This is a genomic window from Pseudomonas sp. G34, assembly GCF_031119625.1.
Lineage (GTDB): Bacteria > Pseudomonadota > Gammaproteobacteria > Pseudomonadales > Pseudomonadaceae > Aquipseudomonas.
The window spans coordinates 1-26782 of sequence record NZ_JAVHZV010000016.1 but is presented as its reverse complement, the minus strand read 5'-3'; the positions used below and the strand labels follow the sequence as shown (position 1 = coordinate 26782).

At 63.1% G+C, this 26782-nt stretch carries 22 protein-coding genes; 10 read left to right on the top strand and 12 right to left on the bottom strand.

Annotated features, from left to right (window positions below):
- Positions 1–58: 58 nt before the first annotated feature.
- Both ahpC and ahpF read left to right on the top strand, forming a co-directional pair.
- On the top strand, positions 59–622 hold the full coding sequence (gene ahpC / locus QYS36_RS10170) for an alkyl hydroperoxide reductase subunit C (protein ID WP_042552238.1): 564 nt from the start codon (positions 59–61) through the stop codon (positions 620–622).
- 264 nt (positions 623–886) lie between these two features.
- Positions 887–2440 (top strand): alkyl hydroperoxide reductase subunit F, encoded by a 1554-nt coding sequence (gene ahpF / locus QYS36_RS10165; protein WP_308839365.1) that lies wholly within the window; start codon positions 887–889, stop codon positions 2438–2440.
- A gap of 871 nt (positions 2441–3311) precedes the next feature.
- On the opposite strand, the gene QYS36_RS10160 is transcribed toward ahpF, so the two are convergent.
- Positions 3312–3707 carry a hypothetical protein gene (locus QYS36_RS10160; RefSeq protein WP_308839364.1) on the bottom strand — a complete coding sequence of 132 codons (396 nt, stop codon included), beginning with the start codon at positions 3705–3707 and terminating at the stop codon, positions 3312–3314.
- A gap of 140 nt (positions 3708–3847) precedes the next feature.
- On the opposite strand from QYS36_RS10160, the gene QYS36_RS10155 reads away from it, so the two are divergent.
- Positions 3848–4978: a M14-type cytosolic carboxypeptidase gene (locus tag QYS36_RS10155; protein WP_308839363.1), complete on the top strand. Its 1131-nt coding sequence runs from the start codon at positions 3848–3850 to the stop codon at positions 4976–4978.
- Here QYS36_RS10155 and QYS36_RS10150 read toward each other — a convergent pair whose 3' ends face one another.
- The 3 genes from QYS36_RS10150 to QYS36_RS10140 form a co-directional block, all read right to left on the bottom strand.
- Positions 4979–5509 (bottom strand): hypothetical protein, encoded by a 531-nt coding sequence (locus QYS36_RS10150; RefSeq protein ID WP_308839362.1) that lies wholly within the window; start codon positions 5507–5509, stop codon positions 4979–4981.
- A gap of 153 nt (positions 5510–5662) precedes the next feature.
- Positions 5663–8038: an ATP-dependent DNA helicase gene (locus QYS36_RS10145; protein WP_308839361.1), complete on the bottom strand. Its 2376-nt coding sequence runs from the start codon at positions 8036–8038 to the stop codon at positions 5663–5665.
- A complete protein-coding gene (locus QYS36_RS10140) occupies positions 8035–9675 on the bottom strand; it encodes a VRR-NUC domain-containing protein (protein ID WP_308839360.1) in 1641 nt (546 codons plus the stop codon). The genes QYS36_RS10145 and QYS36_RS10140 overlap by 4 nt, the downstream gene beginning before the upstream one ends.
- A 150-nt stretch (positions 9676–9825) precedes the next feature.
- Here QYS36_RS10140 and QYS36_RS10135 point away from each other — a divergent pair, with 150 nt between their 5' ends.
- The 7 genes from QYS36_RS10135 (at position 9826) to QYS36_RS10105 (ending at position 18814) form a co-directional block, all read left to right on the top strand.
- Positions 9826–10986 carry an ATP-binding protein gene (locus tag QYS36_RS10135; RefSeq protein ID WP_308839359.1) on the top strand — a complete coding sequence of 387 codons (1161 nt, stop codon included), beginning with the start codon at positions 9826–9828 and terminating at the stop codon, positions 10984–10986.
- Between the two features lie 107 nt (positions 10987–11093).
- Positions 11094–12536, top strand: a complete 1443-nt coding sequence (locus QYS36_RS10130; RefSeq protein WP_308839358.1) for an ATPase domain-containing protein — start codon at positions 11094–11096, stop codon at positions 12534–12536.
- Positions 12537–12566: 30 nt separating this feature from the next.
- The gene (locus QYS36_RS10125) at positions 12567–12929 is read left to right on the top strand and encodes a response regulator (RefSeq protein WP_308839357.1); all 363 of its coding nucleotides are present in this window, start codon (positions 12567–12569) and stop codon (positions 12927–12929) included.
- 322 nt (positions 12930–13251) lie between these two features.
- Positions 13252–14742 carry an ATP-binding protein gene (locus tag QYS36_RS10120; RefSeq protein ID WP_308839356.1) on the top strand — a complete coding sequence of 497 codons (1491 nt, stop codon included), beginning with the start codon at positions 13252–13254 and terminating at the stop codon, positions 14740–14742.
- A gap of 454 nt (positions 14743–15196) precedes the next feature.
- The gene (locus QYS36_RS10115; RefSeq protein ID WP_308839355.1) at positions 15197–16306 is read left to right on the top strand and encodes a nitroreductase family protein; all 1110 of its coding nucleotides are present in this window, start codon (positions 15197–15199) and stop codon (positions 16304–16306) included.
- The gene (locus QYS36_RS10110; protein WP_308839354.1) at positions 16303–17619 is read left to right on the top strand and encodes a flippase; all 1317 of its coding nucleotides are present in this window, start codon (positions 16303–16305) and stop codon (positions 17617–17619) included. The genes QYS36_RS10115 and QYS36_RS10110 overlap by 4 nt, the downstream gene beginning before the upstream one ends.
- 1 nt (position 17620) lies before the next feature.
- Positions 17621–18814: a polysaccharide pyruvyl transferase family protein gene (locus QYS36_RS10105; protein ID WP_308839353.1), complete on the top strand. Its 1194-nt coding sequence runs from the start codon at positions 17621–17623 to the stop codon at positions 18812–18814.
- 737 nt (positions 18815–19551) lie between these two features.
- On the opposite strand, the gene QYS36_RS10100 is transcribed toward QYS36_RS10105, so the two are convergent.
- The 8 genes from QYS36_RS10100 to QYS36_RS10065 form a co-directional block, all read right to left on the bottom strand.
- Positions 19552–20346: a WecB/TagA/CpsF family glycosyltransferase gene (locus QYS36_RS10100; RefSeq protein WP_308839352.1), complete on the bottom strand. Its 795-nt coding sequence runs from the start codon at positions 20344–20346 to the stop codon at positions 19552–19554.
- 239 nt (positions 20347–20585) lie between these two features.
- Entirely contained in the window at positions 20586–22016 is a 1431-nt protein-coding gene (locus tag QYS36_RS10095; RefSeq protein WP_308839351.1) for a mannose-1-phosphate guanylyltransferase/mannose-6-phosphate isomerase, read from the bottom strand.
- The gene (locus QYS36_RS10090; RefSeq protein WP_308839350.1) at positions 22013–22765 is read right to left on the bottom strand and encodes a WecB/TagA/CpsF family glycosyltransferase; all 753 of its coding nucleotides are present in this window, start codon (positions 22763–22765) and stop codon (positions 22013–22015) included. The genes QYS36_RS10095 and QYS36_RS10090 overlap by 4 nt, the downstream gene beginning before the upstream one ends.
- A gap of 62 nt (positions 22766–22827) precedes the next feature.
- Positions 22828–23592 (bottom strand): glycosyltransferase, encoded by a 765-nt coding sequence (locus QYS36_RS10085; RefSeq protein ID WP_308839349.1) that lies wholly within the window; start codon positions 23590–23592, stop codon positions 22828–22830.
- Positions 23555–24838: a hypothetical protein gene (locus QYS36_RS10080; protein ID WP_308839348.1), complete on the bottom strand. Its 1284-nt coding sequence runs from the start codon at positions 24836–24838 to the stop codon at positions 23555–23557. Before QYS36_RS10080 ends, QYS36_RS10085 begins: the two co-directional genes overlap by 38 nt.
- 69 nt (positions 24839–24907) lie before the next feature.
- The gene (locus QYS36_RS10075) at positions 24908–25369 is read right to left on the bottom strand and encodes a GDP-mannose mannosyl hydrolase (RefSeq protein ID WP_308839596.1); all 462 of its coding nucleotides are present in this window, start codon (positions 25367–25369) and stop codon (positions 24908–24910) included.
- Between the two features lies 1 nt (position 25370).
- Entirely contained in the window at positions 25371–26345 is a 975-nt protein-coding gene (locus tag QYS36_RS10070) for a GDP-L-fucose synthase (protein WP_308839347.1), read from the bottom strand.
- Between the two features lie 2 nt (positions 26346–26347).
- On the bottom strand, positions 26348–26782 hold a 435-nt coding region (locus QYS36_RS10065), incomplete at its 5' end, for a GDP-mannose 4,6-dehydratase (RefSeq protein WP_308839346.1).

The window sequence follows — 26782 nt, the reverse complement described above, 5'->3', positions numbered from 1 at the left end:
AGCCATATGGGGCTACTATCTGTCCTGTAAATTTTTCAACCCTCCAAGGAGTTCACAGATGTCTTTGATCAACACTCAAGTTCAGCCGTTCAAGGTCAACGCTTTCCACAACGGCAAATTCATCGAAGTCACCGAAGAAAGCCTGAAAGGCAAGTGGTCGGTACTGATCTTCATGCCGGCAGCCTTCACCTTCAACTGCCCGACCGAGATTGAAGACGCTGCCAACAACTACGAAGCCTTCCAGAAGGCCGGTGCCGAAGTGTACATCGTCACCACCGACACCCACTTCTCCCATAAGGTATGGCACGAAACCTCGCCTGCCGTTGGTAAAGCTCGCTTCCCGCTGATCGGCGACCCGACTCACCAGCTGACCAACGCTTTCGGCGTACACATCGCTGAAGAAGGCCTGGCGCTGCGCGGTACCTTCGTGATCAACCCGGAAGGCCAGATCAAGACCGTCGAAATCCACTCCAACGAGATCGCTCGTGACGTGGCCGAGACCCTGCGCAAGCTGCAAGCCGCTCAGTACACCGCTGCCCACCCGGGCGAAGTGTGCCCAGCCAAGTGGAAAGAAGGTGCCCAGACTCTGGCTCCGTCCCTGGACCTGGTCGGCAAAATCTAAAAATGGGCGTAGCGCTACTGCGCTAGGCATTGTTTCGTTGAAATCAGGTGGGGCCGCCTAGGACGGGCTGCTCATTTACAGCTCGTAAAGTCGCCCGCGACTCCGACCGGCCCTCGCCTGATTTCGCCTCGCACTGCCGTCGCTCGCGACGCGCTACATCCCATTTTCCACCTACAAGCCAACAGGCTTTAAAGGTGCCCGAACGCCCGGGCGTAACCCGTCCGGGCGTTTTATTGCCCGAATTTTGTCATTGAGGACCCGTATATGTTGGACGCAACCCTTAAATCCCAGTTGAAGGCGTACCTGGAAAAGGTCAGCCAGCCGTTCGAGATCGTCGCGTCCCTCGATGACAGCGACAAATCTCAGGAGCTCAAAGGCCTGCTCGACGATATCGTCAGCCTGACCGACAAGATCACCCTGAAGACCGATGGCAACGATGCCCGCAAGCCGTCGTTCGCCCTCAATCGCCCGAACGGCAACATCAGCCTGCGCTTCGCCGGCCTGCCGATGGGCCACGAATTCACCTCGCTGGTGCTGGCCCTGCTGCAAGTCGGTGGCCACCCGTCGAAGCTGGCGGCTGAAGTGATCGAGCAGATCCAGAACCTCGAAGGCGAATTCAACTTCGAGACCTACTTCTCGCTGTCCTGCCAGAACTGCCCGGACGTGGTCCAGGCGCTGAACCTGATGGCCGTGCTCAACCCGAACATCCGCCACGTCGCCATCGACGGTGCACTGTTCCAGGATGAGGTCGAGTCCCGGCAGATCATGTCGGTGCCGAGCATCTACCTGAACGGCGAACTGTTCGGCCAGGGCCGCATGGATGCCGAGCAGATTCTCGCCAAGATCGACACCGGTGCTTCGGCCCGTGATGCCGAGAAGCTCAACGCCAAGGACGCTTTCGACGTGCTGGTCATCGGGGGTGGCCCGGCTGGCGCTGCGGCAGCCATTTACGCAGCCCGTAAAGGTATTCGCACCGGTGTGGCCGCCGAGCGTTTCGGCGGTCAGGTGCTCGACACCATGGCCATCGAGAACTTCATCTCGGTGCAGGAAACCGAAGGCCCGAAACTGGCCCGCGCCCTGGAAGAACACGTCAAGCAGTACGAAGTCGACATCATGAACCTGCAGCGCGCCAGCGCGCTGATTCCGGCGTCCAGCGCTGGCGGCCTGCATGAAGTGAAGTTCGAGAGCGGCGCCAGCCTGAAAGCCAAGACGGTGATTCTGTCCACCGGCGCACGCTGGAGAGAGATGAACGTGCCGGGCGAGCAGGAATACCGCAACAAGGGCGTGGCCTACTGCCCGCACTGCGATGGCCCGCTGTTCAAGGGCAAGCGCGTAGCGGTGGTCGGCGGGGGCAACTCCGGCGTGGAAGCGGCCATCGACCTGGCCGGCATCGTCTCCGAAGTCACCCTGCTCGAGTACGACAGCAAGCTGCGTGCTGACGCCGTGCTGCAGAAAAAGCTCTACAGCCTGCCCAACGTCAAGGTGATCACCAGCGCCCTGACCAGCGAAGTGAAAGGCGACGGCCAGAAGGTCACCGGCCTGGTCTACAAGGATCGCAACTCCGATGCGTTCGTCCCGGTAGAGCTGGAAGGCATCTTCGTGCAGATCGGCCTGCTGCCCAACTCCGAGTGGCTCAAGGGCTCGGTGGAGCTGTCGGACCGTGGCGAGATCATCGTCGACGCCCGTGGCGAAACCTCGCTGCCCGGCATCTTCGCCGCCGGCGACGTGACCACCGTGCCGTACAAGCAGATCGTCATCGCCGTGGGCGAGGGCGCCAAGGCTTCGCTGAGTGCGTTCGATCATCTGATCCGTAGCTGATCCACTGCTGCACATGAAAACGGGCCCATCGGGGCCCGTTTTTTGTGTTTCGCAGAGTTTGGGGGAGCAGGCGGGGTGACACCGGACTGGCAAGTTTGTGTGAGTGCGCGGGTGTTTTCCGCGCTCAAGCTGCTTATCTGCTTATCTGCTTATCTACGTTCTACTGACGTCTCCGGTTTCGCCCTCCGGGCGAGTCACTTTTGCGGGCAAAAGTAACCAAAACCCTCCGCCCGATCATCCGGCCCCGGCTACGCCGGGGTTCGCTCACTCCATCGCCGTTCCAGAGGCCCGCCGCGAAGGGCCATCCATGGCCCATCGCGGCTCTCGCGGCATCCATGCCGCTCAACCTCTTCCACGACGATTGCGTTCGCCCTCCTGGAGGGGCTCTGCCCGTCCGCTGAACCGGAGGCAATTCACGGAGCTTTGTGCGCTTGAGCATGGGGTCAGCCCTGGGGCTGACCTGGATGCAACTATAGGCTACATCCCGCAAGCCCCGTTCGTGCAGGCGCGCGAATGTCCCCTTCAGGAGGGTGAGTGGAATCGTTGCGTAGAGGGGCGAGCGGCATGGATGCCGCGAGAGGCTTAAAGGGCCAGGGATGGCCCTTGTAAGCCGACCCTCGGAGCGACGATGGAGCGAACGAACCCCGACGCAGTCGGGGCCGGATGATGGGGTGCGCTTTCTTTTGCTTACTTTTCTTTGCGCACTTCAAAGAAAAGTGAGTCGCCCGAGGGGGCGAAACAGGGAGCTTCTGCACACAACGCAGTGGCGTCTAAACACCTAACGACACGACACACCGATTTGCCAGTCCGGTGCCAAGACTGGCGCCCCCGAGATCTTGCGAAGAACCTTTTTTCGTGCCATACGCCCGACTCAATCGATCTCTTCGTCACGAATCAGCACGTAACTGCTGCCATTCTCGTCATCCAGGCGCTCGCAAACGAAGTACATCTCCACCTTGCCGGCGTTCATGGCGGCCAGCAGGTCGCCGGGCTGGGGCGTGAAGAAGGCCTTGGAGCCGGGCTTGGCTTCGCAGGCGATCAGCGCGGTGAAGAACAGCGCCGGATCGATGCCGTCGAAGTAGTCATCGCGCTCGGCGGCGTCCCAGTCTTGCGGGGTCTCGAATGGGCCGGTGAACAGCACCTTGGCGTCGCCCATGTCCTGTTCTTCGGCATCCAGATCGTCTTCATCGGGGCGGTACACCGTGCAGTCCAGCGACTCGGTGGCGTCCAGCACGCGCTGGCGTTGTTGATCATCGACTAGGGACACGGCGGCTCCGGCTATCAGCGAAAAAGTGAGGCGCCAGTGTGAGCTGCAGCACCGCGCGCTGCAATCGTCGCCTGTGCATTTCCTCGGCGTCGGGAAACTGCGATGCTGCCGCCACCGTGACCATAGCAACGAGAACAGCCATGAAGATCAGCTCGGATTTCGACAGCGGCAACATCCTCGTGCAGGACGCCAGCGACCCGCACAAGGTGCTGCTGGCCATGCGCAAGGATCTCAACAGCGATCACTTCCAGTGGTTTCATTTCCATGTCGACGGCCTGACCCCGGGCGCGCGCCACGACTTCAGCATCACCAACGCCGGGCAGTCCGCCTACAGCCACGCCTGGGCCGGTTACCACGCGGCGGCCTCTTACGATCAGCAGACCTGGTTCCGGGTACCGAGTCGCTTCGAGAATGGCGCGCTGCACTTCGGCCTGGCGCCTGAGCACGAGCAGATCTGGTTCGCCTACTTCGAGCCCTACAGCCGTGAGCGCCACGCCGCACTGATCGCCAGGGCGCTGGCCTTGCCGGGTGTCGAGCTGCAGGCCAGCGGGCGCAGCATCGAGGGCCGCGATATCGAACTGCTGCGCGTGCATCGCCATGCCAGTGCGACGCGCAAGGTGTGGATCATCGCCCAGCAACATCCGGGCGAGCACATGGCCGAGTGGTTCATGGAGGGCATCATCGAGCGTCTGGGCAATGCGGCCGATAGCGAGCTGGATGGGCTGCTGCAGCAGGCCGATCTGTACCTGGTGGCGAACATGAACCCCGATGGCGCCTTCCGCGGCCACTTGCGCACCAATGCGGCGGGGCAGGATCTCAACCGCGCCTGGCAGTCGGCGAGCGCCGAGCGCAGCCCGGAGGTGTTGTTCGTGCAGCAGGCGATGCGTGAGATTGGCGTGGACCTGTTTCTGGATATCCATGGCGACGAGGAAATTCCCCACGTGTTCACCGCCGGCTGCGAGGGCAACCCCGGCTTCACCCCGCGCCTGGAGGCACTGGAGAGCGAGTTTCGCCAGCGCCTTGTGGACAGCGGCGCCGAGTTCCAGACCCGCTTCGGTTACCCGCGCAGCGCACCGGGCAAGGCCAACCTCAACCTGGCCTGCAACGCGGTTGGCGAGGCGTTCGACTGCCTGTCATTCACCTTGGAGATGCCGTTCAAGGACCATGACGATACCCCCAACCCGCAGACCGGCTGGAACGGCCAGCGCTCGAAGAAGCTGGCTGCCGACATGCTCGGCGTGATTGGCAAGATGGTCGATCGTCTGCGCTGATCAGGCGTGTTCGTGCAGGGTGCCTGGTTCATCCTGCGCGGCCTTGAGCTCCTGCAAGGTCTGCATCTTCTCGGCGATTTCCCGCTCGGCGGCGGCGCGCTGCTCAGGCGGCAGGTTCTCCAGTTGTTCCTCGGTCATGCCGACTTCCTTGAGGATCTTGTCGCGCATCTTTTCAGCCGGCGTCATGGCCATGTAGGCCATGAACTCATCGACGGCGCTCGGCTTGGGTGCGGCCTGGCCTTCGTTACCGGCGGCGATGTCTTCCGCGCCCGGCGAGCTGTTCTCGCTTGCCTGGCTGGCCGAGCTGTTGAGGTTGACCAGCATCCGCGCGAAGGCTTCGTCGTAGGCCTGCTGGTGGGCGTTCGACTCATCGCTTTTGAACGTCGGCGCGACCTGCTGATTTTCCCGCGGCTTGCCGGGCTCGACCAGCAGCGCGGCGTCGCTGCTTTTCTTGAAGTCCAGGTCCTCGGCGCGGCTGCGCTGCAGGGCCGTGGCCATCGTGTAGGGATTGAACGAACCGATGATGCTCATGACGGGCCTCCTTGTCGTGAGCTTGTAGCTCAGCAAAGCTTGTGCCACCGCGTCATGTGAATACAACTGATTGATACGTAAGTATATTTTTAGAGTGCTGAAGCGTGACAGGCAGCGCCTTGCCACCGGCGGCAATGGGCTGCCGCTGGTCTTTCAGCCTGGCGGGTCGAAAAGACCGCGCTGGGTAAGGGCGGGCAGGGGTTCGGCGGGCGTTGGCTGTTGCACCGCTGGCGGCCTGCGCACCAGGGGCGCCAGCATGGGTGTTTCCGGCACCCGACTGCGCTCCACCTGCCACCAGCCCGGTAGCAGGGCGCGTACTTCGGGCAGGGTGAAGCGGTCGTCCATCAGGTGCACCACGCCGCTGTCCTGGGGGGTGCGAATCACCCGGCCGGCGGCCTGCACGACCTTTTGCAGGCCGGGGTACAGGTAGGTGTAGTCGTAGCCGCTGCCGAACATCTCGGCCATGCGCAGCTTGATCTGCTCGTTGATCGGGTTGATCTGCGGCAGCCCCAGGGTGGCGATGAAGGCGCCGATCAGTCGATCGCCCGGCAGGTCGATGCCTTCGCCGAACACGCCGCCGAGCACCGCGAAGCCGATGCCCCTGCCGCCGGGCTTGAAACGCTCGAGAAACTGCTGGCGCTCGGCCTCGTCCATCTGCCGCGCCTGTACCCAGCGTTCGAGCTGCGGATGCTCACGGTCGAACAGCTCCAGCACCTGTTGCAGGTAGGCGTAGCTGCTAAAGAACGCCAGGTAGTTGCCCGGGCGCTCGCTGAATTGCCGCGTCATCAGCGCGACGATGGGCGCCAGGGAGCGTTCGCGGTGCTGGTAGCGGGTCGACAGGTTGCTGACTGCCTGCACCTGCAGTTGCGCGGCCTGGAAGGGGGATTCGACATCCACCCAGGGCGTCGCCTCGGGCAAGCCGAGCAGGTCGGCGTAATAGCGCGCCGGGCTCAGGGTGGCGGAAAACAGGGTGGTGCTGTGGCTGTCTTCGAAGCGCGGCGCGAGAAACGGCGCCGGCACGATATTGCGCAGGCACAGTACCGAATGGCTGCGCCCGCGCAGGTCTTGCTTGCGGCTGATATCGAACAGCGAATGGGGCCCGAAGGCTTCGGCCAGGCGACAGAAGGCCATGGCATCGAGGTAGAACTGCAGCAGCTCGCCATCGTTGCCGGTGGGTTGGTCGGTCAGGTGATCGGTGAGCGCGCTGACCGCCTTCTGCAACGACAGGAGTAGCAGATCCGGCGGCTGCGGGTAGGTCTGGTACTCCTTGCTCTGCTCTTTGTGCAATTGCTTCCAGTGGCGGCTGATGCGCGTCAGCACCGCATTCAGGCCCTTGGGCGCGTTGCTGCGCATGGCCTCGAAGCGCGCCTGGTCGAGCTCGGCGCTGTACATGCGCCGGGCCCGTTCGATCAGGTTGTGGGCTTCGTCGACCAACAGCGTCACCCGCCACTCGTTGATCAGCGTGAGGCTGTAGAGCAGGGCGCTGAGGTCGAAGTAATAGTTGTAATCGCACACCACCACATCGGCCCAGCGGGTCAGCTCCTGGCTCAGGTAGTAGGGGCAGACCTCGTGCTGCAGGGCGATCTCGCGTACCGCGGCCTGGTCCAGCCAGATGCGCTCGACCGCGGCCTGGCGCGCGGCGGGCAGGCGGTCGTAGAAGCCGCGAGCGAGCGGGCAGGACTCGCCATGGCAGGCCTTGTCCGGGTGCTCGCAGGCCTTGTCCCGCGCCACATGCTCCAGCACGCGCAGCGGCAGGGTTTCGCCGCGCAGAATAGCCAGCGCATGCAGCGCCAGTTGCCGGCCCGGGGTCTTGGCGGTCAGGAAGAACAGCCGATCCAGCTGGTTCTCCGGGAATGCCTTGAACTGGGGAAACAGGGTGCCCAGGGTCTTGCCGATGCCGGTGGTGGCCTGGGCCATCAGGCAATGGCCATCGCGCGCCGCACGGTAAACGGCTTCGGCCAGCTGCCGCTGACCAAGGCGAAATTCGGCGTGGGGAAAGCGCAGCTCGGCCAGCGCGGCATCGCGGCGCAGGCGGTGCGCCTGCTCCTGCTCGGCCCAGGTGATGAAGCGCCGGCACAGTTCCTCGAAGAATGCCTGCAGCTCGGCAGCCGTGCGGGTTTCGCGGAACACGCTTTCCTTCTGGGTGAGCACGTTGAAGTACACCACGGCGAGGTCGATCTGCTGCAGATCGCGGCTCTGGCAGAGCAGCCAGCCGTAGACTCGCGCCTGGGCCCAGTGCAGCTGCCGGTGGTTTTCCGGGATGCGGCTGATGTCGCCGCGGTGGGTCTTTATCTCCTCGAGCAGGTTGCTCAGCGGATCGAAGCCGTCGGCCCGGCCGCGTACCTGCAACGAGGCGAATTCACCCGCCAGCGGCACCTCGGCTTGGTAACCCTCGCCGCGCCGGGCGACCACCGTGGCATGCCCGGCCATGCCCTCCTGGGCGGTGGGCGAGGGCGTAAAGCGCAGGTCGAGGTCGCCGCACTTGGCGGTGAACTCGCACAGGGCGCGCACCGCCACGCGATAGCTCACGCCTCGGCCCATTGCACGTAGCAGACGTCTACCGGCATGCCATGCTCGGCGCAGAACGCCAGCCAGCGGCGCTGGTTGTCCTGCAGGCGATCGCCAGGGCCTTTCACTTCGATCATCCGGTAGCGCTTTTCCTCGGGCCAGAACTGGATCAGGTCCGGCATGCCTGAGCGATTGGCCTGGATATCACCGAGCAGGCGGCGAAACCAGGCTTGCAGGTGCGCCGCCGGCAGGCAGTCCAGCGCCTGTTCGAGCAGGGTTTCGCTGAGCACGCCCCAATGCACGAACGGCGACTGGATGCCGAACTTGTCGCGGTAGGTCTGGCGAATGCTGTCGCGGTAGCGCTCATCCTCGAGTTGCGCGAGGCACTCGGCGAACAGCGCGCGGCGCCGCCCATAGAACTCGGCGGTAAGCAGGTCTGCCGGGCCATGCTGGAACGGGTGGAAGAACGCGCCAGGCACGGCGGCGAATATCGCCCGCCAGCAGAGCAGGCCGAACAGGCTGCAGATCAGCGTGTTCTCGACGTAATGCACCGGCGCCTCAAGGCACTGCAGGTGCTGTTGCACCAGCTGTTCGACCGCCAGCATGGGGGCTTTGCGCAGCTGCAGATCCAGGCGCGCGGGTGCCGCTGCTTTGCTGCGTTTTGGCACAGGCAGACCCAGCTGTCGGGACAGCCGCAGCAGTGCGCGTTCGGCCAGTTGCAACTCGCCGTCGCTGCTCGGTTCGCTGATCGCCTGGTTGGCCAGTTCGAGGGCTTCCTGGTAGCGCAAGGTGCGCTCCAGCACGCGGATACGCCGTTGTCGCGCGGCGCCATAACCGCTGCTGGCGTACACCTGCAGCGCCAGGTCGAAGTCTGCGCAGCGTTCCAGATGCTGGCCGATGCGAAACAGCAGTTTGGCGCGGCGCTCAGCGATATAGGGATTGTCGTAGCGGCGCGCGTCGATACCGGCGAGCAGCTCAGCGCTGACCTCGCCGGCTTCGAAGGCCTCGCGGCAGCGCTGCAGGTGCAGGTAGTCGTCGACGTCCTCGCGGCAGCGCAGGGCCCGTGAGTCCGCCGGGAAGTCGACCCGCTCGTAGCGGAAGATACCCAGGTCGGCGAGCACGAACTCCGACCATTCCTGGCGCAGGTTGCCGAAGAACATCAGGCGCAGGCGCTCGCTCAGGTCGTCGATGGTCAGGCTGTAAAGCGCGTCGTCGAGCGTCGGGCACCAACTGGCGAACGGCTGGCTGTCCTCGAAGTGCACGGCGAGCTGGGCCAGCAGCTCGTCCTTGCGGGCGCGGCGGTCGCTGAGCTGGCGGGCGAAGCTGGCAATGATCTCGTCCTTGCGCAGCAGCGCCAGCAACGTATCGAGCGACAGCGGCGCATCGTCGAGCACCCAGCCATTGGCGATCAGCGCCGCGGCGGCCTGGCGGCAGCAACCGATTTCCTCGTAGTTCAGCTTGCTGGCGCGAAAGTGCACGCCCTTGCGCATGATCATGCGCACCAGCAGGGCCTGGGCCGACCAGTCGAGCTCATCGAAGGCCCGCAGGAAGGCCTCCTCGCGGGCGTCGAGCAGGTCGGCGTGGCGGTCGCCGATCCAGGCCAGGGCCTTGCGAAAGTTGTGCAGGTAATAGAAGCGTGGATCGATACTTGAAGACATGGGGCTGGCAGGGTACTGTTTTTTTATACAGATATCAGGCCGGTCGTCATCTGGCAATCGCCACGGGATGGGCGGATGCTACAACTTACTGTCACTCGGCATGGATCGCGGACTACACTGCACCTCCATCGCCGCCTGGAACGGGCCCCCATGAACAGCCAGTTTGCGCCTCTCTCACCCGGCAACCTGACCGAGCGACATTACGAGATGCTGGTCCAGGCGGTGATCGATTACGCCATCCTCATGCTCGACCCCGCCGGTCATGTGGTGTCCTGGAACGCCGGCGCGGCGCGCATCAAGGGCTATGACGCAGGCGAGGCGATCGGTCAGCATCTGTCGATCTTCTACACCAATGAAGATCGCCGCGAAGGCAAGCCCGACCTCCTGCTCGACCGCGCATTGCGTGCAGGCCGCGCCCAGGATGAAGGCTGGCGAGTGCGCAAGGACGGCACGCGTTTCTGGGCCCTGGTGGTCATCGATGCGATTCGCAACGAGCAGGGCGATATCATCGGCCTGGCCAAGATCACCCGCGATATCACCGATCGCCGCGAAGCCGAGGACCGCTACGACGCCTTGCGCGCCCAGCTGTTCCAGGCCCAGAAGCTGGAAGCCCTCGGCCAGCTGACTGGCGGCATGGCCCACGACTTCAACAACCTGCTGACCATCATCCTCAGCGCCGCCAAGCTGGCCAGCCGCACCGATGATCCCGAGCGCCTGGCCAGCCTGCTCGACAGTATCCAGACCGCTGGCGAGCGTGGCGCGCAGATGACCCGCAACCTGCTGACCTTCGCCCGCTGCGAGCCCAAGTCCAGTGGCCTGGTAGACCTCAACCAACTGCTGGATGCGGCATCGACCTTCATCAGCCAGGCGCTGCCCAAGACCATGACCCTGCAGATGCAGGTGGATGATGGGTTGCACTGTGTGCAGCTGGACCCGAGCGAACTGGAAATGGCGCTGCTCAACCTGATTCTCAATGCGCGCGATGCGATGAGCGGTAGCGGCGTGGTGCGGCTGGAGGCGCGCAACCAGCGGCTGGCCGCTGATGGCGGCGGGCTGCACGGCGATTTCGTGGTGATTGCGGTAGCCGATCAGGGCTGCGGTATCGACCCGGCCATTCGTGCGCGCCTGTTCGAGCCGTTCTTCACCACCAAGGAGATTGGCAAGGGAACTGGCCTGGGCCTTAGCCAGGTCTATGGTTTTGCCCGGCAGGCCGGTGGTGACGTGCGGATCGAAAGCGCAGCGGGGCAGGGAACCACCATGCAACTCTACTTGCCGGCATGCGCCGTTCAGGCGGCAGATGCGCGGGAATAACATGGTAGTATCGCCATTCATTTTTTCAGCCAGCGCTACGGAGCTTGGGCAGTGAGTTTTCCAGCCCAGGCAATATTTGCGTAATTTCGACTGAGGCAAGCCAGATCTTGGAACAGCTACAACGCCTGCAAAGTGGGATCGAGGGTCTTGACGCTCTCTTGAAGGGTGGTCTGGTGGCCGGGGCATCCTATATCGTTCAGGGGCGCCCCGGCTCTGGCAAGACGATTCTCGCCAACCAGGTCGCGTTCAATCATGTGCGCGACGGAGGCCGGGTTCTGGTCGCCACGCTACTTGCCGAATCCCATGAAAGGCTCTTTCAGTTCCTTTCCACGATGAGCTTCTTCGACCCGAGCAAGGTCGGCGCGGAGATCCAGTTCGTCAGCGCTTTCGACACCCTTGAAAATGAGGGGCTCGATGAGGTCGTCAAGCTGCTGCGGCGCGAGATCAGCCGCCAGAAGGCCACGCTGCTGATCGTCGATGGCCTGCTCAATGCCCGTTCCAAGGCAGAGAACCAGATCGACACCAAGAAATTCATCTCCGAACTGCAGGGCCATGCGGCCTTCGCCGGGTGCACGGTGTTGTTTCTGACCAGCTCGCGGCTGGACGACGGCAGCCCCGAACACACCATGGTCGACGGCGTGATCGAGCTGGGTGAAGAGTTGTTCGGTGCCCGTTCGGTGCGCCGTATCCACCTGCGCAAGACCCGCGGCAGTGGCGCCTTGTCCGGCATGCACGAATGCGAGATCACCGACGACGGGCTGGTGATCCACCCGCGTCTGGAGAGCCTGTACAGCCACCCCAGCCAGCCTGACAGCGACATCCTGGAGCATGTGTCCAGCGGCATGCCAAGCCTGGACAGGCTGATCGGCGGAGGCTTGTCGGCATCCTCGGTGACCCTGGTCATGGGGCCGTCCGGGGTTGGCAAGACCACCCTGGGGCTGAACTTCCTCGCCCAGTCGACCGTGGAAGAGCCCGGCCTGCATTTCGGCTTCTACGAAACGCCGCAGCGCCTGCGTCTCAAGGCCAAGGCGCTGGGCATGGATCTGGAAGCCCTCGAAGCACGCGGCGCGTTGCACATCATGTGGCAGCCCACCACTGAGGGCCTGCTCGATGGCCTGGGCGCGCGGGTCATCAACGCCGTGCGTGAGAAGGGTATCAAGCGCCTGCATATCGACAGCCTGGGCGGTATGGCCCGGGTTGCCACTGGCAGTGCGCGGTTGATCGAGTTCTTCAGCGCGCTGATGAGCCAGCTGCGCGCCATGGGCGTTACCGTGTTCGCCACCTGGGAAATGCGCGACCTGTTCGCCGCCGAGATCAACGCCCCGGCACCGGAGTTGTCGAGCATCGTCGACAACCTGATCCTCATGCGTTTCGTGGAAAAAGATGCTGAACTAAAACGCCTTCTTTCCATACTTAAGATGAGGGACAGCCGTTACGATCCCTCGCTCCTGGAAGTGGTCATCAGTGATCATGGTATTGAACTCAGCAAGGCCTTCAGACATGCGGCTGGTGCGCTGTCGGGCAATGCCGTCCCTGCGCAGGACGCTTGAGCCATGTGTGCCTGACCGAGCCGATAATCTATGACAACCATCCTGATAGTCGACGACGAATACCTGATAGCGGATATTCTCGGCTACGCCATGGAGGATGAAGGCTACATGGTGGTGAAGGCCAGCAATGGCCGGCGCGGCCTCGAGGTGCTCGACCGCGAGCGCCCCGAGCTGGTCATCACCGACTTCATGATGCCGGTGATGGATGGTCTGGAATTCGCCCGTGCAATTCGGGCCAAGGCGGGTCTTGCCGATTTGCCGATCATTCTGATGAGTGGCGCCCAGGGCAGTGTCGGGCGCGCCAGCCCCGAGCTATTCGCTGCGGTGTTCGACAAGCCCTTCGACATCAATCTGGTTACCGCCAAGGTCAAGGAACTGATCGGCCCCAGCTGATCTTCTCCGGCGACCGGTGCAGGTGCCGACCGATTACGCTTTGCTCCCCTGTCATACAAGCTGAACGCCTCTAGGCCGCGGCGGTCGAACGCTGCGCAAGCCCGGGCGCATTTCCATGCGCCCGGAATGAGGTGTATGGCGAGAGTGCGAGATCCATGGATGAAGCTGTAGGGCGAATAGCGGTCGATGCCCGGTCGTTCGTCGCGATTTCGCTAACGCAAAGCGGCGCTCGCGATTCTCTGAGTGCCTATGGGCAGGGCCGCGCGGAGGCCGCCCACTTGCTGCATCGGCGCCCCGGCGCCGGCGCGCGAGGAGAGCGTGCATGCGCATCCTGATCTGTAGCGGCGAAGCCAGCCGGCTGGTGCCGCTGCTCGAGCCCCTTGGCGCGACCTGCCTGACATTCCAGAGTCTTGCTGCAACCCTCGCTGCGATGGGCGAGCGCGGTGATGTCCTGCTCCTCGCCGAGCAATTGCTCGACCCGCAGGAGCAAACCCTGCTCGTCAGGCTCGCCGAGTCGACCGTTCCGGTCTTGCTGCTGGGCGCCGCGAACGCCGCGCCCAGCTCCGCGCAGCTCGCCCAGGGTATAGCCCTGGTGGTGGAGCCGCCTTTCACTTCGCGTGGCTTGTGCAGCGCCGTGCGGGCCCTGAGCGGTGAGCGTGCGCGCTCGCCTGACGAGGAGCTGGCCCTGCAGCAGAGCCAGCGGATGGATGCCGTCGAGTCGGTGATCGATGGCGTCGCCCACGACTTCAACAACATGCTCACCGGCGTCATTGGTGCACTCGACATCATGAAGCGCCATGTGGCGGCTGGCCGTTTCGATGACCTGCCGCGCTTCATCGACGCCGCGAGCATCTCCGCCGACCGCGCCAGTGCGCTGACCCAGCGCTTGCTGACGCTTTCCCATCGCCAGCCGCTGGAAGCGCAGCCTATCGAAGTGGAGCCGCTGCTCGCCTCCCTCGAGGCGCTGATCAGGCGCTCCATCGGTGAGCGCATCTGCCTGCGGGGCGATTACCAGCATGCCGCCGTGTGCGTGCTGGCCGATGCCCGGCAGCTGGAAAGCGCGGTGCTCAACCTGGCCCTCAATGCCCGCGATGCCATGCCCGAGGGCGGGCAGATCGGCCTGCATACATCGCTTGTCGAGCTGGCCCAGGAGAACCGTGCGGCCTTGCCGGACCTGGTGCCTGGGCGTTATCTGCTGATCGCCCTGTCGGATACCGGCAACGGCATGAGCAACGCCACCCTGGAGCGGGTTTTCGACCCGTTCTTCACCACCAAATCGGTCGGCCAGAGCAGTGGCCTGGGGCTCTCCATGGTGCATGGCTTCGCGCGCCAGAGCGGCGGCCAGGTGACCATTCACAGCGAGCCTGCGGTTGGCACCACGGTGCGTCTCTATCTGCCTGTGGTCGATGCCCCGGGCCGGGCGGTTGGGCCGCTGGCTGGCGCGTCGGCGCCTGCGCAGTCGCGCATCCTGCTGGTCGAGAGCGATTCGTCGGTGTGCCTGCTGGTCGGTGAAGTGGCTGCCGAGCGCGGCCATCAGCTGATCAATGCCGCCGACCCGCAAGCGGCGCTCGAGCTGCTCGGGCGCGAGGCCTTCGACCTGCTGATCGTCGATGTCAGCCTGCCCGGCATCAGCGGTGTTCAGCTGGCCGAGGTGGCGCAGGCGCAGCGTCCCGGGCTGTCCGTGCTGCTGGTTGTCGCTGCGGCCGATGCAGGGCAACCGGCCTCGGCTGCGGCGCTGCGCAGCATCGCCAGGCCGTTCTCGATACGCGAGCTGCGCAAGGCCCTTGGCGACCTGCTGCCGGCGCGCTGCTGAGCACGAGGCTGGTCAGCCATTTGCCGCGTTCAAGCCTTTTTCAGCTACCGGGCAGAGCGCTGCGCACCGCGCTACAACGGCCTTTCGGCAACTTTTTTCACGCAAAGCACGTGGATGCGGAATCAAAGCGTTGCTCCGTAGTCCTAAACCCTGACAACGAATAGCGGCACCCCAGAGCGCCGCCTCCAACACCCTCGAAACACCGGGTTGGATGTCGAACCGTTGCAGCACCAGACGCCGTTTTCGCGCTGCCCTCTACCCGAGTAGGCAGAGGCCGGACGGGTGGTTGCCAAGGGAAGGGATGCTGCAGCCTGCACTGCCTCGACAAGCATTGGCTGGCGTGCAGATGCCTGTGGTTCGGCTTTAGAACTGCCAGCGTCCATCAATCGAGTGTCGCCGTACCGTTACGGCGATTGTGGGGGAGATATTAACCATTGAACGGTAATCACAGCCTATGAAAATGTTGAAGGAATCCCTCAAGAAGGTCTTGCCGCGGGACAGTATCGATAACCTCAAGACCTTGCAGAAGAGACTCGCCATTGGCTGGATCCGGGCGTTGTCGCGCTCGGCCATGCTGCGCCGTTTCCATTACTCGTTCTTCTCCTCGGCCTTCGACCGGGAGGCCTACGCCGTGGTGGTCGGTCACCTGCAGCATGAGCAGAACCTGTCCGGTGCCGAGCCGGTGAACTACTTCCTGCGCCGTGCCGTGCACCGCATCGAGAAGGGCCTGATCATGCAGCCGCGGCGTCAGGTGTTCGCCCTCGACTACATCAACGATACGGTCGACAGCTACATCGCCTCGCTCAACGGCAACGTCGATCGCGACGAGGTCAGCTGGGCCCATGACGTGCTCGCCGAGTATTTCTCCGTGACCGGCGATCATCCGGTGCTCAACCGCGCCCGCGAAAAATTCGCCCGCTTCGAGCGCCCCAGTGGTTCGCCCCATACCCTGCGCCACCCGGATGCCGAGCGCGTGCCGTTCGCGGCCGACGTCAGCACCCCGAGCGTCGACTTCACGGCCATGCGCCAGCTGGCCATGAAGCGCCGTTCGGTGCGCTGGTACCAGCAGGATCGCCCGGTGCCGCGCGAAGTGATCGACAAGGCGGTGGAAGTTGCCGTGCAGTCGCCCAGCGCCTGTAACCGCCAGCCCTATCGTTTCGTGGTGTTCGACGACCCGGCCTCGGTGGCCCAGGCGTCGCGCCTGCCGATGGGCGTGGCCGGTTTCGACCACAACTTCCCGGCGATCGTCGCCGTGGTCGGCCGCCTGCGCGCCTACCCGCATGTGCGTGATCGCCATGTGATCTACATCGACGGCGCCCTGGCGGCGATGTCCTTCATGTTCGCCCTGGAGACCCAGGGCGTGTCGTCCTGCTCGATCAACTGGCCGGACATTCCCGAGCGTGAAGAGGCTGCGGCCAAGTTGCTCAAGCTCGACCCGGACGAGCGCATCGTCATGTTCATCTCCCTGGGTTACGCCGCCGATACCGGCCTGGTGCCATACTCGCAGAAGCTCTCGCTGGAGGAAGCCCGCAGTTATATGCGCCTGGAGTCGCCCGCTCGATGAGTGCCTCGCGTGTCCAGGAGGGCATGAAGTACCTCCTCAATTCCGGCTGGATGCTGGCCGAGAAGTTCCTGATGCTGGCCATCGGCCTGGCCACCACCGTGGTGCTGGCGCGCTACCTGGGGCCCGAGGATTTCGGTTACCTGAACTACGCGCTGGCGCTGCTGGGGTTGCTCAGCATCGTCGTGCACCTGGGGCTAACCGGCCTGGTGGTCAAGGAGCTGCGCAGCAACCCGGACAATGAAGACCAGATCCTTTCCACGGTATTCATGATCAAGGTGGGCTGCTCGGTGATCGCCTTCGCGATCATGATGAGCACCTACCTGTTCGGCAACGACCGCAATTTCCTGGTGCTGCTGTTCACCGCCCTGGCGCTGTTCTTCACCCCGTTCGAGATGCTCATCGACTGGTTCCAGGCCCGGGTGCAGGCCAAGTACGCCGCGGTGGCCGGTTTCGTCGGCCAGTTGGGCGGCAACGGCCTGAAGATGATCCTGGCCATTGCCGGTGCCGGTCTGGTGTACATCGCCCTGGCCCACGTGGTGGTGGTGATGGTCACCTCGGTGATCCTGGTCAGCTACGCGGTGATGCTCAAGCGCGATTTCCGCTTCGACTTTTCCTGGCCGCTGGGCAAGACGCTGCTCAAGAAGAGCTTCCTCATCTTCCTCGGTTCGCTGTCGGCGGTGATCTACCTCAAGGTCGACCAGATCATGCTGCAGTACATGCTCGGCGAGTACGCCGTCGGTGTGTATTCGGCGGCATCGCGCCTGTCCGAGGCCTGGTACCTGATCCCGACCATTCTGATGGCGTCGGTTTTCCCGAAGATGATCGACCTGCACAAGAGCGACACCGCCGGCTACAACCGCTTCATGCAGGTGGCGCTGGACGTGCTGTTCTTCGTGGCGTTCGCCCTGGCCGTGGTGGTGTTCCTGCTCTCCGACTGGATCGTGCACCTGCTCTACGGCGCCCAGTATGCGGACGCCGGGCCGGTGCTGGCGATCCATATCTTCGCCGCGACCTTCGTGTTCATGCGTGCGCTGTTCAGCAAGTGGATCATCATCGAGGAGGCGTTCATCTTTTCCCTGGTTACCCAGGGCCTCGGGGCGTTGAGCAACATCGTCCTCAACTACTTCCTCATCAGAAGCCACGGCGTGGTCGGGTCGGCCTGGGCAACGCTGATTTCCTACGGCGTGGCCGGTTACGTGAGCCTGCTGCTGTCACGCAAGACACGACCGCTGTTCATCATGATGACCAAGAGTATTTGCCTGCACGTGTTCATTAGCGTGCCCCAGTTGATTCGTGAATTCAGGAGAAGGTGATATGTACGTCGAGATTCGCAAGGCCGGTTTCGTCAACAAGGGGGCAGCACTGATGCTGCATGCCGCCCTGCAGCAAGTGCGGCACAACCTGCCGGCTGCCAAGGTGGTGATGGAGCCCGGCCGGGCCAAGAGCCCCTATCCTTATGTCAATCGTGCGTCCCTGGGGCTGTACCAGAAGGCCTGGCTGTGGCGCAAAGGTATTCCGTTCGGCGACCTGGCGGCGCTGGTGCCGGCCGGTATTCGCGAGCAGTACGGCATCGTGCTGGACAAGGAAATCAACGTGGTGCTGGACGCCGCCGGTTTCGCCTACAGCGACCAGTGGGGCCCGGACCTCTCCGAAGAGCTGGCGCGCTCCAGCAAGCGCTGGAAGCAGCAGGGCTCCAAGGTGATCCTGCTGCCCCAGGCGTTCGGGCCGTTCCGCGACCCGCGCAGCCGTGAAGCGGTGAAGGCCTTCGTCGACAACTGCGACCTGATCTTCGCCCGCGAACAGATTTCCTACGACTACCTGACCGAGATCGTCGGCGAGCGCGACAACATCAAGATCGCCCCGGATTTCACCAACCTGATTTCCGGGCCGGTGCCGGACTATTTCGACCCCGAGGTTCACCAGATCTGCCTGGTGCCCAACTGCCGCATGCTCGACAAGACCAACGACAGCATCGCCAAGGGCTATGCACCGTTCCTGGAGCGTGCCGCCAAGGCACTGGTAGAGCGTGGCGCCAAGCCGTTCCTGCTGATCCACGAGGGTGAGGGCGATGCGCGCCTGGCCGAGCAGGTTTCCAAGGCGGTAGGCGGCCTGCCGATCCTGCGTGAAACCGACCCGCTGGCCATCAAGGGCATTCTCGGCGCCTGCCGCGGCACCCTGGGCAGCCGTTTCCACGGCCTGGTCAGTGCGCTGTCCCAGGGCGTGCCGTCGCTGGCCACTGGCTGGAGCCACAAGTACCAGATGCTGTTCGCCGACTACGGTTTCTCCGAAGGCGTGCTGGACATCAACCTGAGCGACGAAGAGCTGAACCGCGCGCTCGACAACCTCACTGACCCGGTGCAGATGCAGGCCCTTTCTGCTCGCCTGAACGCCCATTCTGCCGAGCTCAAGGGCCGTACCCAGGCGATGTGGAACGAAGTATTCGCACTGATCGAGCAGGGCCGCAGCGTGCGCAGCGAGAAGCCGGTTGCGGTAGCGGCAGGGCGTTAAACGGACAAGGGCGATGCCGCATCGGCGGCATCGCCTTTTCCAGCGTGCCAGACCAGGGTTCTTTGTTTGGTAGGGTGACGCCTGGTTGATACCGGACTGGCAAATCAGTGTGTCTTCTCATTAGGTGTTTGGACGCCGCTGCGTTGTGTGCAGAAACTCCCTGTTTCGCCCCCTCGGGCGACTTACTTTTCTTTGAAGTGCGCAAAGAAAAGTAAGCAAAAGAAAGCGCACCCCATCATCCGGCCCCGGCTGCGCCGGGGTTCGTTCGCTCCATCGTCGCTCCGAGGGTCGGCTTACAAGGGCCATCCCTGGCCCTTTAAGCCTCTCGCGGCATCCATGCCGCTCGCCCCTCTACGCAACGATTCCACTCACCCTCCTGAAGGGGACATTCGCGCGCTTGCACGAACGGGGCTTGCGGGATGTAGCCTGTAGTTGCATCCAGGTCAGCCCCAGGGCTGACCCCATGCTCAAGCACACAAAGCTCCGTGAATTGCCTCCGGTGCAACGGGCGGAGGTTTTTGGTTACTTTTGCCCGCAAAAGTGACTCGCCCGACAGGGCGAAACGGGAGACGTCAGTAGGACGTCGATAAGCCGATAGACCGCTTGATCGCCGAAAACATCCGTAAACTCACACAAACTTGCCAGTCCGGTGCCAAGGCTGATTTTCCTGAGATTCCGCGAAGCACAAAAACGCCCGGGCGATCACTCGTGCGGGCGTTTCAGTACCTGCAGTCGACTCAGGATTTGCGGTCGTAGGCGCTTTGTTCGCTGACTGGGACATTGCTGTCACGGCCATTGCGCACGATGTAGTAGAAGAACTGCGGAATGCCGATGACATAGCGGGCGAACAGCCGGCGCGGTTCCATCAGCAGGCGGTAGGCCCACTCCATGCCGATCTTGCGGAACGCTGCCGGGGCACGGTTGAAACGCTGAGCGGCGAAATCCAGAATCGCGCCACCGCAGACCATCAGGGCAGGGCGCTTGAGCTGGCGTTGCAGCTTGACCGCCACTTCTTCCTGACGCGGCATACCCATGCCCATCACGATCAGCGGAACCTTGCCAGGCTCGAGGTGCTCCTCGACGAACTCGAGATAGCGCTCGGTGGGCTGGAAACCGTCGATGGCGTGGAAGTCGCGGTCGCCGAACAGCGCGTTGGCGCCTTCTTCGGTCCATGGCTCGCAGGTGCCCATGGCGAACAGCTGATAGCGCTCGCTTTGCTCGCTCTGCAAGGCGTGATCGATCAGGGCCGGAATGAAGTCGGTGCCGTTGAGGTTGGCGCCGGGCTCCAGGCCGTTGAGCGAGCAGGCCAGCTTGATGCCGATGCCGTCGCGCAGCAGGTAGTTGACCTGCAGGAAGTGGCGGCGGGCGCGCTTGTCCTGCTGAATCAGGTTGTACCCATGCTGGTTGAGAAAGCCAACGATAGTGGGCTTCTCGGGGGCGGTCAGCTCTTCGAGCAACGGCTTCACATCATCTTCTTCCAGCAACTTCAGTTTGTGGATAACTGGGTCGTACAGGAGTTGAGAAGTTTTCACGGGCGAGCCTCGTTGTCGGAAAGTAGGAAATTATCCGGAGTCTGTTCACATGGGCTTCGCGCTTGGCTTGTTCTTGTATAAATCCATTTAGCGGCGAAATGAAAGGCGCTCCTTGCCTCATCGGTCGTGAACTGGCGATACCATAGGAAAGGTGGCGAACCACCCGGCGGCGGGGCCCGGCAAGGCCCCGGTGAGCGTGGCCAGCACCGGTCTTGGCTTGCAACGGCGCTGGCCTGGCATCAGGCAGCGGAAACCTTGAGTTCCTTGACGCGACCATAATTGTCGGAGAAGCGGATGATGTCGTCTTCGCCCAGATACGTACCGGACTGCACCTCGATCAATTCCAGCGGAATCATGCCCGGGTTTTCCAAAGCATGAATCTGGCCGATCGGGATATAGGTCGACTGGTTTTCGGTGACCATGTAGGTCTCGTCACCATTGGTCACCTGGGCCGTACCGCTGACCACGATCCAGTGCTCGGCACGGTGGTGGTGCATCTGCACCGACAGCTTGGCACCCGGCTTCACGGTGATGCGCTTGACCTGATAACGGGCGCCATTGTCGATGGAGTCGTACATACCCCAGGGGCGATAGACCTCGCGGTTGTTGAGGTGCTCGCCACGGCCTTCCTGCTTGAGCTTCTCGACGATGCGCTTGACCTCCTGGGCCTTGTCCTTGTGCGCGACCATGATGGTGTCCTTGGTCTCGACGATGATCAGGTCTTCGACGCCCACGGTGGTCACCAGGCGATAGTCGGCGTGCACGTAGTTGTTGCGGCTGTCGTGGCTGAGCACGTCGCCCTTGTGCACGTTGCCTTCGGCGTCCTTGTCGCTGACGTCCCACAGCGCGGACCAGGAGCCGATATCGCTCCAGCCGGCGTCGAGGGCGACCATCACCGCGTCTGCGGTTTTTTCCATCACCGCATAGTCGATGGAGTCTTCCGGGCAGGCGGCGAACGCCTCCTTGCCGATACGCACGAAGTGCATGTCCTGTTCGCTCTGCGCGGTGGCGCGGCGGCAGGCGTCGAGAATCTCCGGCTGCCAGCGCTGCAGCTCTTCCAGGTAACGGCTGGCGCGGAACATGAACATGCCGCTGTTCCAGAAGTGCTCACCGGAGGCCAGGTAGCGCTCGGCGGTTTCGCTGTCAGGCTTCTCGACGAACTGCTGCACGCGGAAGCCGCCGTCGCCGACCGCTTCACCTTTCTGCAGGTAGCCGTAACCGGTTTCGGCGTGGCTCGGCACGATACCGAAGGTCACCAGCTTGCCGGCCTGGGCGAAGGGCAGGGCGGTTTCCACGGCGCGGTGGAAGGCGTCGACATCCTTGATCAGGTGGTCGGCGGCGAGAATCAGCAGCACCGGATCCTGTTCCTGCTCCAGCGCCTTGAGCGCGGCCAGGGCAACGGCCGGTGCCGTGTTGCGGCCCACCGGCTCGAGCAGAATGCTGGCGTTCTCGATACCCAGGGTGCGCAGCTGCTCGGCAGCCAGGAAGCGATGCTCCTCGTTGCAGATCAGGTACGGCTGGCTGACCTTGAGGCCGTCCAGGCGGCGAATGGTCGCCTGCAGCATGGACAGCGAGTCATCAGCGATGGGCAGGAACTGCTTGGGGTTGAGTTGGCGCGAAAGCGGCCACAGGCGCGAGCCGTTACCACCGGAAAGTATGACAGGAATCATCGTGGAGCTCCTCCCATGAAGAGTGATTGCCGAAGTTTGAATTCCCTGAGCAGGATCGGCAGGATCAGGAACGCGTCGCGGGCGTAGCGGCCCACCAGACGGCGTGGTTCGGTATAGGCGCGGTGCAGCCACTCCAGCGAGTAACGCTGCATCCACATCGGCGCGCGCTGCAGCTTGCCGGACAGAAAGTTGATCGAAGCGCCCACGCACAGGCCAATGCCGACGGCCTGATCGGTTTCGAAGATCTTGTGCGCGAGAATTTCCTGGCGCGGGCAGCCCACCGACAGCACCACCAGATTGGACGGGTGGTCGACGACGAACGACAGGCAGGCCTGCACCGCTTCGTCACTGTCGATAAAGCCCATCGGCGGGTTGTGGTGATGGAAGGTGACGTGCGGGAAGCGCTCGCGCAGACGGGCGATGTCATCGTCTTCGCAGCCGATGATGGTTACGCTCCAGGCACGCTCGTCAGCGATGTTCATCAGCTCGGCGGTCAGCGTGCTGCCGGGGATCGCGTCCTCGACCGGCACCTTGAGCATGCGCAGCAGCGGCAGCAGCACGCGGCTGTCGCAGATGCGGTGACGGGCCACCGCATAGGCGCGCTTGAGGTCGCGGTCGGTTTCCAGCTGCACCACGTGATTCACGTTGGGCGTCACGATATAGCTGTACTTGTCGGTGCTGTGCTCAACCAAGTCCTCGATCAGGCGATCCTTGGTGCCAGCGTAGAACTCGATGTCAAAAGCCTTCATCAACACCTCTTCGCGCCTCTTGCGCATATCACTGACGGGCAACGGCTGTTGTTGCTCGCGATTCATTTACCCAAAGCCGCCTTCAGCAATTTGCTGTGGGTGTGCACGTAGTGCAGGACATACAAAGAGATACTGTGCAACGGCGATAGTTTCATGACCTCCCGACGAATGCGCATGTCTTCCTTCAGCGCATCGAAGCGGCGGCTGGTGGAAACCCCGGTGGTATCGAAAATGCACAGCGGCGACTCGATCCTCAGCACATCGCGCTGGTGGTCCTGGCCCTGCAGGAATTCGACGATCATGCAGTAGTCCGCCGAGAGCTTGAAATCCTCGCGAAAGCGCACGTTGCGCAGCCGCTCGTTCTCGAAGTACATGGCCTGGTGGCTGGACGGCATGCCCAGCACCAGGTGCTCGATCTTCTTGGCCTTCTGCGGGGTGAGGCGTCCCTCGGCGTTCTGCAGGTAGTAATCACCGTAGACGTAACGTGGCTTGCTCTGTGCCTGTTCGATGGCATCGGCAACCTTCTGCAGCACGTTCTCGTCGTAGAAGAAGTCGCCGCTGTTGAGGAACAGGGTGTAGCCCTCGGTCGCCGAGCCCTTGATCAGGCCCTTGTTCATGGCGTCGTAGAGGCCCTTGTCGCGCTCGGAGGTGATCTCCGCGTAGGGCTCGTCGATGGTCGCCAGCCACTCGGCGCCGCCGTCGGTGGAGGCACCGTCGACGACGATCCAGCGAAAGTTGCGGTAGGTCTGGGCAGCCACACTCTGGTAGGTCTGCTTGAGACCCTCCAGGTTATTCCAGTTGATGGTTACGATACTGAATTGGGTCATGGCGTGTGCCTCTGATCTCACGAGTCGGGGATGCTTGCGCGGCATGGGCGCGGGCGTAGTACAGGAAGCAGGCGGCGCCGATGCCGAGAACATCGCCGCCGTACATCAGGGAGTTGGACAGGAACATGTTGAGCATCTGGAACCAGAACACCAGCTGGAAGGCACTGAGCAGCGGGCCCTTGTTCGGGCAGCGTTTCATGATGCGCAGGTAGCCGACGTAGAAGATCAGCGCGATCAGCGGGGTGAGGAAGCCGTAGCGGTAGTACACGCCGAAGATGCCCACGTCCGAGAGGTAGAAGTGCGGGTTGTAGAGCGTGCTGAAGCCGCCTTTCCACTGCAGCGACAGCGAGCCCATGCCGATGTACATGTTGTCCGCCACCGCGCCGAGGATGATCGCCGTGGTGTTGTCGCGCACGCCGGGGCCGGTGGTGGCCTCGTCGAGCAGCGCCTGGAACTTGTCGAACTGGGCGTAGTAGAACTCCGGGAACATGAAGAACGAGGCCACCAGGATGGTCGCGGCCAGCAACCCCAGTTTGAGCAGCGAGTCGATACGGTCGCGGAAGATCCACAGGCCTGCCAGGCACCAGATGATCATGGTCTGGCGGGTCTGCAGCACCAGCCACAGGTAGGAGGCGAAGAACAGCAGGGTGAACACCTTGGGCAGCGAGATGCGGTCCTTCATGCTGTACATCAGCATGAAGGCGCAGATGGTCACGTAGCTCGAGCCGATGCGGTAGCGATCAGGGCGCAGCAGCGCGCTGCCGGCGTCCTTGGCATCCACGGTGAAGGACACGCCGGTGTTTTCCGGGATGATCTTGAAAAAGTAGCAGTAGCCGACGAAGGCGCAGGCCAGGCCCGAATACAGGAAGAAGGTCTCCAGGTGCTTCTGGGTCGGTGCCGTCTTGATCATCAGGTACAGCGCCGGGAAGAACACCAGATAGGCGAAGCTGCGACGTTCCTCGAGCAGGCCGTAGATGAATGGCTGGTCGAAGTTGAGCTCGGCCATGATCGCCGAGACCACCGGCAGCACCAGGCCCATGAAGATGATCCACAAGCTGGTCTTGGACTGGTAGATGCGCTTCCATACCAGGAACAAAGCCCCCGAGCAGCCCAGGATGCCGAGCAGCCACAGCTCGCGCAGGTAGGGGATGCCAGCCTTCTTGTCATCGGTCAGAAAGAAACAGGCCGAGTTCAGCACAAACAAGATCAGCAGCAGATTGCGGTATGCCAGGAGTTGCTTGAACAAGCTCGCCTTCCCATATCGAAATTGTCTTGGCTCGCCAGTGCCACCGCGTAGGCGTGGCTTGCGAGGTATCTAGTACAGCGCCTGCAAATAGTCGCGGGTGTTGCTGTGGATGCGCGGTTCATCGCGCATCTGCTCGATCGGCCACCAGCGGTAGCGACCGTGTTGCACGCTTGGCGGCTGCAGGTTGTGCTGCGCGCCCAGTTCCAGTGCGTAGGCAATGACCACGTAGTGGGTATCCGGCGCCTCACCGAACACGCTGTCGTCATAGAAGTGCTCGTACACGCCGAGCAGCCTGCCCTGGTCGCGGCCGAATGCCTGGCCCAGTTCTTCCCGGGTCAGGCGCGTAAATGCCGCATCCAGCGTTTCGTTCTTCAGGATCCGCCCACCCGGGGCGAACCAGCTGCCCTGGGCGGGGCGGTTGAGCCGCTCGCCCAGCAGCAACTCGCCCTGCAGGTTGCGTACCAGCAGGTCGATGGACACCAGCGGGGTGCTGGCGACCACGGTCTTGAAGGTATCGGCCGGCAGGAACATGTCAGCTGCGCACATCGTCGATGTGTTCGACGAACCAGCGGTAGGCGTCGCGCAGACCGCTTTCCAGGTCGATGCTCGCCGTCCAGCCGAGCTTGGCCAGGCGCGAGACGTCCATCAGCTTGCGTGGCGTGCCGTCGGGCTTGCTGCTGTCGAAGCTCAAACGGCCCTGGAACTCGGTGACCCGCGCGATGGTTTCGGCCAGCTCGCGAATGGTGCAGTCCTGGCCGGTACCGACGTTGATGTGCGAGAGCATCGGCTGGGTGTGCGCCTGGTAAGTGGCGTCATCCAGATTCATCACGTGCACGCTGGCCGCGGCCATGTCGTCGACGTGCAGGAACTCGCGCATCGGCGTGCCGCTACCCCAGATCACCACTTCATCGTCGCCACGCAGGGTCGCTTCGTGGAAGCGACGCAGCAGGGCAGGAATGACGTGGCTGTTTTCCGGGTGGTAGTTGTCATGCGGGCCGTACAGGTTGGTTGGCATCACGCTGCGGTAGTCGCGGCCATGCTGGCGGTTGTAGCTTTCGCACAGCTTGATCCCGGCGATCTTGGCGATCGCGTAGGGCTCGTTGGTCGGCTCCAGCACGCCGGTCAGCAGCGCTTCTTCACGCATCGGCTGCTCGGCATGTTTCGGATAGATGCACGAGCTGCCCAGCGACAGCAGCTTCTGCACGCCGGCCTGGTGGGCGGCGTTGATGACGTTGGCCTCGATCATCAGGTTCTGGTAGATGAAGTCGGCCGGGTACTGGTTGTTGGCGTGGATGCCGCCGACCTTGGCCGCGGCCAGGTAAACCTGGTCGATGCGCTGCTCGGCGAAGAAACGCTGCACGCTGGCCGCATCGATCAGGTCCACGCTTTCGCGTGGCGCCGTGATGATGTTCTGGTAACCCAGGCTCTGCAGACGGCGCACGATCGCCGAACCGACCATCCCGCGATGGCCGGCGACGAAGATGCGCTGGAGAGAAGTCGCGCTCATCCTCAGTTCTCCACGGATACCGGCATGTCGTGGCCGTGCTCCTTGAGCAGGGCATGACGCTGGGCGACCTTGAGGTCTTCGCGAACCATCTCGGCGCACATTTCCTGCACGGTGATTTCCGGGGTCCAGCCCAGTTTGGTCTTGGCCTTGGTCGGGTCGCCCAGCAGGGTTTCCACTTCGGCAGGGCGGAAGTAGCGCGGGTCGATGCGCACGATCACGTCGCCGACTTTCAGGGCCGGTGCCTTGTCGCCGTCGATACGCTCGACGATGCCTTGCTCGTCCACACCAGTGCCTTCGAAACGCAGGTGCACGCCCAGCTCGGCCGCCGACCAGGTGATGAATTCACGCACCGAGTACTGCACGCCGGTGGCGATCACGAAGTCGTCCGGTTGCTCCTGCTGCAGCATCATCCACTGCATGCGCACGTAGTCCTTGGC